Origin of the sequence: Streptococcus sp. HMSC078H03 (assembly GCF_001808655.1) — a bacterium.
Lineage (GTDB): Bacteria > Bacillota > Bacilli > Lactobacillales > Streptococcaceae > Streptococcus > Streptococcus salivarius_G.
This window is the reverse complement of the sequence record NZ_KV794072.1, coordinates 199,387-209,461: the sequence shown is the minus strand read 5'-3', so window position 1 is coordinate 209,461 and position 10,075 is coordinate 199,387. Positions and strand designations below refer to the sequence as shown.

Here is a 10,075-nt window from a genome sequence, read left to right as displayed (position 1 = left end):
AATAGGTCTGGAACAATTGTTCCAGACCTATTTAATTTAAGATAATCAGCGTTTTTGAATAACGGTTATTTTTCTGATGAAATAAGCGTAGCAACAAAATATGATACTTGCCAATAGACTAATCACTAAACCTGTCTTAAGACCATAGGGAATGAAGGTTAGAACAACTTTACCTTTCCCACTAGGGACATCAACTTTCATGAACCCCTTTTGGGCTCGTTGAATCTTAACTTTTTTATGGTTTATAGTCGCTGTCCACCCCTTATCGTATGGAATGGTGAAGAATAGTGAGGCATTCGTTTTACTACTATAATCAACGAACACTTTATTATTTGACGTCGTAACCTTGCTATCACGTTCATTAATAGTATCCATAGCTATCTGATAGTTGTGAGTATCAAGGGCATAAAAACTAGGATTATCAAAAGATATTGCTTTATTGCCAGGAAAACTAAGTTTGATGGTAACCATTGATTCTGTTTCAAAGTAGCCAAGATCGAAGAAATCGAAGGTATTGTCAGTAACTTGATTCCTTGTCACACCATTTACAGTAATTGACAGAGAGTGGTTATTGTCATCGGACCAAGAAATATTAGGAACACTAACATAGAGTTGACTATGTGGTGGAGCGATGACTCGATAGGTGATTGTTACAAAATCTTTATTCGAGTTACTAACGTTTTTAGCCACGCGCTGATTCAAAGACTTAGCATCTTGATCAAAAAGTTGAGATGGAGCTCGTTTAAAATAGGTTAAGTTAAGTCCAGATAGAGCATTTAGCAAGCTAGTTTGATTGTCAAGCGTATTGACAGTGAAGTCAATATTCTTGTAAATGCCATCAGTTAAGATAGCAAGCTGACTTGCATTATTATTTTGATAAAGCCCCATTGTTTTCTCAGAAGTTACGTGATTAAAACCATACTTATTAAGGTCAAAGTTCGATAAATTATATTTTATTCCGAAGAGACTATCAGCGATAATGGTGTTATTTTGGTAACGTAGGTTTAAATTAGTCCCTTCAGATTTGAAGCCTAACCTATCGAGTGTTGAGCTTGAAGCAGTATTTCGAATGGATGAAAACTGAGAAATACCATTATAGTTAAATTTCATACTGTCGTTACCAGTTTGAGCCTCTAACCTTTCAGTACGGTAAAAAGTCTTATTCGCTTGCTTAGTATCTGAAACTAGTTTTGTAATGGCAGACATATTTCGTAGGTAGCCTTCACGAGTTGGGAATACCCACTCATTTCCCAGAGCTCCAACAACATAGTAAGTACTTAATGCAAGCTCAAAAATGCAGAACAAGAAGGTGAAACAGCGAAAAACACTCCCAGGAATTTGCTGTCTAAAATAGCTAATAAATAGAATGGCATAGGCTAGAAGAAATGCTAGGCTTAATAGCCAGGAGACTGATTCAATGAAGCTATAGTGAGATTGGAAAATCCAAGTTAGTAAGTAAGCGGTACTCAATCCTAAGAAAGATATGAGGAGTCTTTTAAAAGAAAAGTTTTTAATTCGGTTGAGTGTTTCTCCTGCCAAAAGAACAGTTAGGAGAGATAGGAGCCAAGAATAGCGATGGAGAAACATGTTGGGTGCATGCATTCCTTGCCAAAACAAATCAAGAGGCTGTAAGTAGAAGCTAGCGATAAAGAAAGCTACTAATAGGAGATAACCTATACGTAATGATAGCTTGACTTCCCTACTAATAAAGAAAAGTAGAAAAAGAATCAAAGGTAAGATTCCCACATAGATCATAGGTATTGACCCAAATTTAGTAGTATCGTAAACTCCAACGAGATTTTTCGCAAAGAAGTCAAAATAATAGGTGGACTCTGTCAACAAACTTGACGCACCTGTAAACTTTTCACCATGTGTGGTCAAGTCAAGTAGTGTAGGCAGTAACATGACAGCACTACTTAAACCAGCAAGTATAGAAACAATTCCAAAGTCTATGAAATGAAGAATCTTACTCTTCCATCCCTTGATAGTTATCAATTGTACTATGGTGTAAAGGGTTAGGAAAATAGCCATCATATAACCAAAATAGTAATTTTGGATAAAAAGACAGGTTAGGCTAAAAAAGTATAAGCCCCGTTTATTGAATCTTAGTAAGAGGTGTAAACCTAATATGATTAGAGGTGCTAGAATAAAGGCATCTAGCCAGGTATTAATTTCTAACTGACTGGTAGCGAAGCTCATCAAAGAAAATCCTGTAGAAAGACATAGGATGAAACTTCTTGACACTTTTGTAAAGAGCCGCTTAAAACTAAAAGCTCCTGATAACCCAATAAGCCCGAATTTAAGGAGTGTTATATAATAAAAAGCATCGGCCATTTGGTTGACAGTAAAGAAATAGTAAAGTGGAGACAAGAAGGAACCTAGGTAATAGCTTGTTAGAGCATAGAAATTAAGCCCTAGACCACTTGTAAAGGTGTAAAAGAGGCTCCCATTTCCATGAAGTATATTCCGAAGTCCAGTTGCAAAAATCACATACTGATGAAAACCATCACTTGTTAAAATAGTCCGCTCACTACCAGGATAGATTTTTTGGCTATACAGCACCCCTATCATGATTAGTACGGGCAAGAAAAAAGCAGCCAGATAAAATAATAAAGTCGTATGGTATTTTTTATTTGTCATAATGATACTAAGACAGGTTGGGATATCCCAACCTGCATCTTTTTATAGTTTAATCAGCCCATAGTGCTTTGACTTTAGCTTGCACTTCTTCATTTTCAAGGAACTCATCATAAGTTTCATCAATACGGTCAATAACCCCATTTTTAGAAACAACTACGATGTGGTTCGCTATTGTTTGAATAAATTCATGGTCATGACTGGCAAAGATAACAGACTCTTTGAAGTCACGGACGCCATCATTCAGACTGGAGATTGATTCCAAATCCAAGTGATTAGTAGGATCATCCAGAAGAAGGACGTTAGATTTCAAAAGCATGAGTTTAGAAAGCATGACACGTACCTTTTCTCCCCCTGAGAGAACACTAACAGATTTATTAACCTCATCCCCTGAGAAGAGCATACGCCCAAGGAATCCACGCAAGAAAGTATCATCATCTTCACCTTTTTCGGCAAATTGACGAAGCCATTCGAGAATTGATTCACCGGATGCAAAGTCTTTAGAATTGTCTTTTGGAAGGTAAGACCGGCTAGTAGTAACACCCCATTTGATTGTACCTTCGTAGTCAATATCACCGGCAAGAGCACGAATTAATGCAGTTGTTTGAATATCGTTTTGACCGATGATGGCAGTCTTATCTCCTGGTCGCAAGATGAAACTAATGTTGTCAAGAATAGTCTCACCATCCATCTTAACAGTGAGATTTTCAACTGTTAGAAGGTCATTACCGATTTCACGCTCTGCTTTGAAATTGATAAATGGGTATTTACGACTTGATGGGACGATTTCTTCTAGCTCAATTTTATCAAGCATTTTCTTACGAGAAGTCGCTTGTTTAGATTTTGAAGCGTTGGCAGAGAAACGAGCAACGAATTCTTGAAGTTCCTTAATTTTTTCTTCTGCTTTGGCATTACGGTCAGCCTGCAAGCGTGCAGCCAATTCTGAAGATTGTTTCCAGAAGTCATAGTTACCGACATAGAGTTTGATTTTACCAAAGTCAAGGTCGGCCATATGCGTACACACCTTATTCAAGAAGTGACGGTCATGGGATACGACAATGACCGTATTTTCAAAATCAATCAAGAAATCTTCAAGCCAAGAGATTGACTGGATATCAAGACCATTGGTAGGTTCGTCAAGAAGAAGTACATCTGGTTTACCAAAGAGTGCTTTTGCAAGGAGAACCTTGACCTTGTCACCATTAGCCAATTCACTCATGTTTTGATAGTGAAGGTCTTCTGGGATATTTAGATTCTGAAGCAATTGTGAGGCTTCGCTTTCAGCTTCCCAACCACCTAATTCAGCAAAGAGTCCCTCTAATTCAGCAGCACGGACACCATCTTCATCTGAAAAATCTTCTTTCATGTAGATGGCATCTTTTTCTTTCATGATATCGTAGAGGCGTTCATTACCCATGATAACAACATCGATAACGCGTTCTTCTTCATAGTCAAAGTGGTTCTGACGAAGGACAGAAAGACGTTCATCAGGACCAAGAGAGATGTGTCCTGTCGTTGGTTCGATATCACCAGCTAAAATTTTCAAAAAAGTGGATTTACCAGCACCATTAGCACCGATAAGACCATAAGTATTACCTGGCGTGAAGGCAATGTTAACATCATCAAAAAGTTTACGATCGCTAAAACGAAGCGATACATCTGATACAGTAAGCATATAATATCCTTTATTTTTATTCTTAACTACTATTTTACGAGAAATTAGACTTTATTTCAATTGATTTTACAAGGGATTGATAAAGTCATTTGGAACTCTTTGGTAATCTTTTTGGAGGCTAAATCCACGTCCCATAACTGTAGAAGCAGGAACAATGACGATAAAGGCAGTTTCATCTATTTTTTGGATTTCTTCTTGAACTTTTGGAACCTCATGAGTTGACAAGGTAGTCATAATCATATTTTGTGCATGTCCGGTATGTCCACCAAGAACTGGGATTTTTGTTGCTCCTCGATCAGCCACTCTAGTGATGTAGTTTAGGATTTGTTCACTATTTTGCGAAATGATTAGAAGATTTCGTGATGAATTGAGTCCGACCATCATTTTATCAATTGTAAGAGAAACAACTCCAAGTGAGAGAATGGAATACATAACAGTATCAGGAGGAAAGGCAATAGCACTGATTGCGACAATGATTCCATCGACAATAAGTAGTACCATTCCTAGTGGGAGTGGCGTATATTTGTTGAGAATTTGTGTGATAATTCCAGTTCCTCCAGTTGAGGAATTTCCATAGAAGACTATTCCTAGTCCTAGCCCTAATACAATCCCACCAAAAATAGCAGCCAACAAAGGTTGTTTGGTGAGTGTCGGTAAGCCCTCAGTTAATTTAATAAACATTGGGAAGACAAGAGACCCATAGAAGGTTTTTAGGAGAACTTCGCGGCCAAGAAAGAACCAACATAAAATTAACAAAGGGATGGTTGTTGCTAAGACGAAGTTAGCATTATTCCAGCCAAAAAGGGCATTTAAACTAATGGCTAGCCCTCCGACACCACCTGAAGCAATATTATTCTTAACTAAAAGTGAGTTATAGCCGACAGCAGCTATAAAAGAACCGATTGTAACTAAAAGTATGTCTATTATTCGACGTTTCATATATTATCTCCTAGATATGATATTCTTATTATCAAGTCTTTTTAAGTTTCCGTCAAGTAATGACTATTTTGGTTGAATATGAGGTTGTGTTTCACGTGAAACTGGAAACATAACCTTGACAAAAATAGATAAAACAATGTAGAATAATAGTCATCAGAAGAGTAATTCTTACCTTTTTTATAGAAAGCTGGTGGTAGCTGCAAACCAGTATGAAGGTGGAATGAATGGGCTGAAGAGAATTGACGATTAACGTGAACACATAAACGTTAGGTTTGGCACCCCTTATCGTGCAACTTCTTTGTTGAGAAGGTTTGAGATGATAGCTGCAGAAAGAGTTATCAACTGAGGTGGTACCGCGTATCAAAAGTGATTAACGCCCTCACGCATGTTTTTGCGTGGGGATTTTTTTGTATTAGAGAGGTAATTATATGACGAAACCTATTATTTTGACGGGAGACCGTCCAACAGGGAAACTTCATCTAGGACACTATGTTGGTAGTTTAAAAAATCGTGTCCTTTTACAAAACGAAGATAAATATAACATGTTTGTCTTCTTGGCTGATCAGCAAGCTCTTACGGATCACGCAAAAGAGTCAGAGATCATCAAAGAATCAATTGGGAATGTTGCTTTAGATTATCTCTCTGTAGGTTTGGATCCAGCGAAGTCAACTATTTTCATTCAAAGTCAGATTCCTGAGTTGGCTGAGTTGACTATGTATTACATGAACCTAGTTTCATTGGCACGTTTAGAGCGTAACCCAACGGTTAAGACGGAAATTGCTCAAAAAGGCTTCGGAGAATCGATTCCAACAGGATTTCTAGTTTATCCAATTTCTCAGGCAGCTGATATCACGGCCTTTAAAGCAAATTATGTTCCTGTAGGTAATGACCAAAAGCCAATGATTGAGCAGACACGTGAAATTGCACGTAGCTTCAATCATACTTATAATTGTGATATTTTGGTTGAGCCAGAGGGGATCTACCCTGAAAATGAAGCTGCAGGACGCCTTCCAGGTCTAGACGGTAATGCTAAGATGTCTAAATCCTTGGGTAATGGTATCTTCCTTTCAGATGATGAGGACACTGTTCGTAAAAAAGTCATGAGCATGTATACGGATCCAAATCATATTCGTGTGGAAGATCCAGGCCAAATTGAAGGTAATATGGTTTTCCATTATCTTGATATCTTTGGTCGCGAAGAGGATGCTACTACAATTGCTGAAATGAAAGAACATTATCAACGAGGTGGTTTAGGAGATGTGAAGACAAAACGTTATCTTCTAGAAATCTTAGAACGTGAGTTAGCTCCAATTCGTGAACGTCGTTTAGAGTATGCCAAGGATATGGGAGAAGTTTTCCGTATGCTTGAAAAAGGTAGTCAAGCAGCGCGTGAAGTTGCTGGACAAACATTGGCAGAAGTAAAAGAAGCAATGGGAATTAATTATTTCTAAGAAATAAAAAGTAGGGACTCAAGATAATCTGGAGCCCTATTTTTATTTGGAAAAAGGTTTTCTTAGAATCTTATGCGAAATCTGTTGACAAATCATTTTAGCATGATATGATATTATCAATTAAAAAATAGACTGGGGTTTCTGTACCTCCAAACTTTGAGAAAAGAGGACGATTATAATGTCAAATTGGGACACTAAATTCTTGAAAAAAGGTTACACTTTTGATGACGTATTGCTTATTCCTGCGGAAAGTCATGTTCTACCAAACAACGTCAACTTGAAGACGAAATTGGCTAAAAATTTGACATTAAATATCCCAATTATCACTGCAGCCATGGATACGGTCACAGATAGTAAGATGGCTATCTCAATTGCTCGTGCAGGTGGTTTGGGTGTCATTCACAAAAACATGTCTATTGCGGAACAAGCTGAAGAAGTTCGAAAAGTAAAGCGCTCTGAAAATGGTGTCATCATTGATCCATTCTTCCTAACGCCTGAAAATAAAGTTGCTGAAGCTGAAGAGTTGATGCAGCGTTACCGTATCTCAGGGGTTCCAATTGTTGAGACACTTGAAAATCGTAAATTGGTTGGTATTATCACAAACCGTGATATGCGTTTTATCTCTAATTACGATACTCCAATTTCAGAACACATGACTTCTGAGAAATTGGTCACTGCTCCAGTTGAAACAGATCTAGAAACGGCTGAAAGTATTCTTCATGAGCATCGTATTGAAAAGCTACCTCTAGTTGATGAAGAAGGTCGTTTGTCAGGACTTATTACTATTAAGGATATCGAAAAAGTTATCGAGTTTCCTAATGCAGCTAAGGATGAGTTCGGTCGTCTTTTGGTAGCAGGTGCTGTAGGTGTTACTTCTGATACCTTTGAACGTGCAGAAGCTCTCTTTGAAGCAGGCGCAGATGCTATTGTCATTGATACTGCACATGGTCATTCAGCAGGTGTTCTTCGTAAAATTGCTGAAATTCGTGCCCACTTCCCAGACCGTACTTTGATTGCAGGAAATATCGCAACAGCTGAAGGTGCGCGTGCACTTTATGAAGCAGGTGTCGATGTTGTTAAAGTAGGTATCGGACCAGGTTCTATTTGTACAACACGTGTGGTTGCGGGTGTAGGTGTTCCTCAAGTCACTGCTATTTACGATGCAGCTAGTGTTGCGCGTGAATACGGAAAAACAATCATTGCTGATGGCGGTATCAAATACTCAGGTGATATTGTAAAAGCTCTTGCAGCAGGTGGTAATGCTGTAATGCTTGGTTCTATGTTTGCTGGTACTGATGAAGCACCAGGTGAAACTGAGATTTTCCAAGGTCGTAAATACAAATCTTACCGTGGTATGGGATCAATTGCAGCGATGAAGAAAGGATCAAGCGATCGTTACTTCCAAGGTGCAGTTAATGAAGCGAATAAACTTGTTCCAGAAGGAATTGAAGGCCGTGTAGCTTATAAAGGTTCTGCTGCTGATATCGTATTCCAATTGATTGGCGGTATCCGTGCAGGTATGGGTTATACAGGTGCAGAAGATATCCAGGCTTTACATGACAAAGCTCAGTTTGTTGAAATGTCAGGTGCAGGACTTATTGAAAGTCACCCTCACGATGTTCAAATTACAAACGAGGCGCCCAACTACTCAGCTCATTAAAAAAACAAAAAAGTACTTACTTCAGGTAAGTACTTTTTCTTTACATTGGTTTTTACAGAGGTTTACAATATATTTACACAAACAAAATTGTTAACAAAGGGTTTGGGTGAGTTTTTGTTTACACTCTTTTTTACATCACCTGTCATATATGTAAAGCACAGAAAACAGAAAAACAAGTCGCTTAATCGACTTGTTTTTCACAAATAATACCATTCTTGACTAAGAAGGTCTTTAAATCGGGTGGTAGGTTACTCAGATGATCAAGTGAAGTTGTCGTCATGAAGGTTTGAACCTCTTCGTCAATACTTTCTAACAGTTTGAGTTGACGGTGATTGTCAAGCTCACTCATGACATCATCGAGGAGAAGAATTGGAAATTCACCTGTTACTTTTTTTATCAGAGCAATCTCAGCCATTTTTAAAGAAAGAATGAGACTACGTTGTTGCCCCTGACTGCCGAAAGATGCGTTCATGTCATTAATGTAAAATGTCAAATCATCCCTATGTGGACCAACACCAGTGTTCTTTTTGAAGATATCCCTTTTGTGATTTTGCTTTAACGTGGTTAAAAATGATTCACGAATAACTTTGTTATTCCCGAATGGTATATTAGATTCGTAGGAGATTTTAAGGCGCTCTATCTGATTTGAGAGATTACTATGATGTCTATCTGCCTCTTCCTCTAATTGCTTGATAAATTCTAGTCTATGTTCGATAACGCGTGCTCCAAAATCGGAAAGCTGTTCATCTAACACTGAGAGAAAATTAATGTCTACATTGTCAGTAGATTTGAGATAAGCATTACGTTGCTTGAGTACATGATTATAACTTGATAGGTCTGAAAGGTAAACAGGCTTAATCTGTCCTAAATCAATATCTATAAATTTACGTCTTAGGCTTGGAGATCCCTTTACAAGTTGTAAATCCTCAGGAGCAAAGAGTACCACTGTCATGTGACCGATATAATCGGATAATTTAGCTTGTTTGAGGTGGTTGACCTTTGTTATGCGGCCTTTATTAGATAAACTGATTTCCAGAGGTAGCTTTCCACTATGACGATGCACGATGCCGTTCAGTTTGAGAGTATATTGCTGAAATTGAATCAGTTCCTTATCTGAACGGGTCCGATGACTACGTGTCAATGCTAGAAAATAGATGGCCTCAAGAATATTTGTTTTCCCTTGAGCATTGCGACCAAGAAAAATATTGAGATGAGGTGAGAAGCTCACAGAGGCTTCAGTATAATTTCTAAAGTGTTGAATATCAATATTTTCGAGCCACATAGTTAGGTTCCTGGGAAACGAACGGGTTTTCGTTTAGTTTTATTGCCTTCTTTTGACGGATGTGCCTTTTGTTTCTTTTTATTATCCTGATTCATTTTTTTAACAATGGCAGCAACACGTGCTTTTTCAGCGACTTCTTTTTGATGCTCTTCAATTTCATTTGTTGTAGGAGCTATAATCGTTATTTCAAGTTCCTCAGACGGAATAGTAATAACATCCCCATAACGAAGTTTTTTTCCACGACGTTTTTCATCCTCACCATTGAATAAAACGGTATTGTTAGCTAAAAAACCTTTAATAGCTCCGCCACTATGAATGATACTTAATTCTTTTAAAAGTGCCTGCAGTGTGATGTATTCATCAAATAATTTATATTCCATAGTACCTCAACTTTCTCTTGAGATAAGATAGCATAAAAATGGTATAATTGG

The 10,075-nt window shown here is 37.9% G+C and carries 7 protein-coding genes and 1 other annotated feature; of the genes, 2 read left to right on the top strand and 5 right to left on the bottom strand.

All coding sequences use genetic code 11. The features are described from left to right. Positions 1-45: 45 nt before the first annotated feature. From HMPREF2607_RS01180 to HMPREF2607_RS01170, 3 genes are all read right to left on the bottom strand, one after another. A complete protein-coding gene (locus HMPREF2607_RS01180) occupies positions 46-2,640 on the bottom strand; it encodes a YfhO family protein (RefSeq protein WP_021144766.1) in 2,595 nt (864 codons plus the stop codon). A gap of 49 nt (positions 2,641-2,689) precedes the next feature. After that, the gene (locus HMPREF2607_RS01175) at positions 2,690-4,312 is read right to left on the bottom strand and encodes an ABC-F family ATP-binding cassette domain-containing protein (RefSeq protein ID WP_014635203.1); all 1,623 of its coding nucleotides are present in this window, start codon (positions 4,310-4,312) and stop codon (positions 2,690-2,692) included. A gap of 66 nt (positions 4,313-4,378) precedes the next feature. Beyond that, a complete protein-coding gene (locus HMPREF2607_RS01170; RefSeq protein WP_013991342.1) occupies positions 4,379-5,251 on the bottom strand; it encodes a YitT family protein in 873 nt (290 codons plus the stop codon). Between the two features lie 144 nt (positions 5,252-5,395). Then, positions 5,396-5,635, top strand: a binding site (T-box leader). A gap of 44 nt (positions 5,636-5,679) precedes the next feature. Between HMPREF2607_RS01170 and trpS the strand changes: the two genes are divergently transcribed. After that, positions 5,680-6,702, top strand: coding sequence for a tryptophan--tRNA ligase (trpS, locus tag HMPREF2607_RS01165; RefSeq protein WP_002883969.1), 1,023 nt, complete (start codon positions 5,680-5,682; stop codon positions 6,700-6,702). A gap of 178 nt (positions 6,703-6,880) precedes the next feature. Further along, positions 6,881-8,362 carry an IMP dehydrogenase gene (guaB, locus tag HMPREF2607_RS01160; RefSeq protein WP_021144763.1) on the top strand — a complete coding sequence of 494 codons (1,482 nt, stop codon included), beginning with the start codon at positions 6,881-6,883 and terminating at the stop codon, positions 8,360-8,362. A 181-nt stretch (positions 8,363-8,543) separates the two neighbouring features. Here the strand turns inward: guaB and recF are convergent, their stop codons facing one another. Together recF and yaaA are read right to left on the bottom strand one after the other, a co-directional pair. Then, entirely contained in the window at positions 8,544-9,644 is a 1,101-nt protein-coding gene (recF, locus tag HMPREF2607_RS01155) for a DNA replication/repair protein RecF (protein ID WP_070475429.1), read from the bottom strand. 2 nt (positions 9,645-9,646) lie between these two features. After that, positions 9,647-10,024: a S4 domain-containing protein YaaA gene (gene yaaA, locus HMPREF2607_RS01150; protein WP_002892188.1), complete on the bottom strand. Its 378-nt coding sequence runs from the start codon at positions 10,022-10,024 to the stop codon at positions 9,647-9,649. Positions 10,025-10,075 lie beyond the last annotated feature (51 nt).

Coding starts and splice junctions, on each gene's coding strand:
- HMPREF2607_RS01180 (WP_021144766.1), bottom strand. CDS start 2,640: ATGACAAATAAAAAATACCATACGACTTTATTATTTTATCTGGCTGCT.
- HMPREF2607_RS01175 (WP_014635203.1), bottom strand. CDS start 4,312: ATGCTTACTGTATCAGATGTATCGCTTCGTTTTAGCGATCGTAAACTT.
- HMPREF2607_RS01170 (WP_013991342.1), bottom strand. CDS start 5,251: ATGAAACGTCGAATAATAGACATACTTTTAGTTACAATCGGTTCTTTT.
- trpS (WP_002883969.1), top strand. CDS start 5,680: ATGACGAAACCTATTATTTTGACGGGAGACCGTCCAACAGGGAAACTT.
- guaB (WP_021144763.1), top strand. CDS start 6,881: ATGTCAAATTGGGACACTAAATTCTTGAAAAAAGGTTACACTTTTGAT.
- recF (WP_070475429.1), bottom strand. CDS start 9,644: ATGTGGCTCGAAAATATTGATATTCAACACTTTAGAAATTATACTGAA.
- yaaA (WP_002892188.1), bottom strand. CDS start 10,024: ATGGAATATAAATTATTTGATGAATACATCACACTGCAGGCACTTTTA.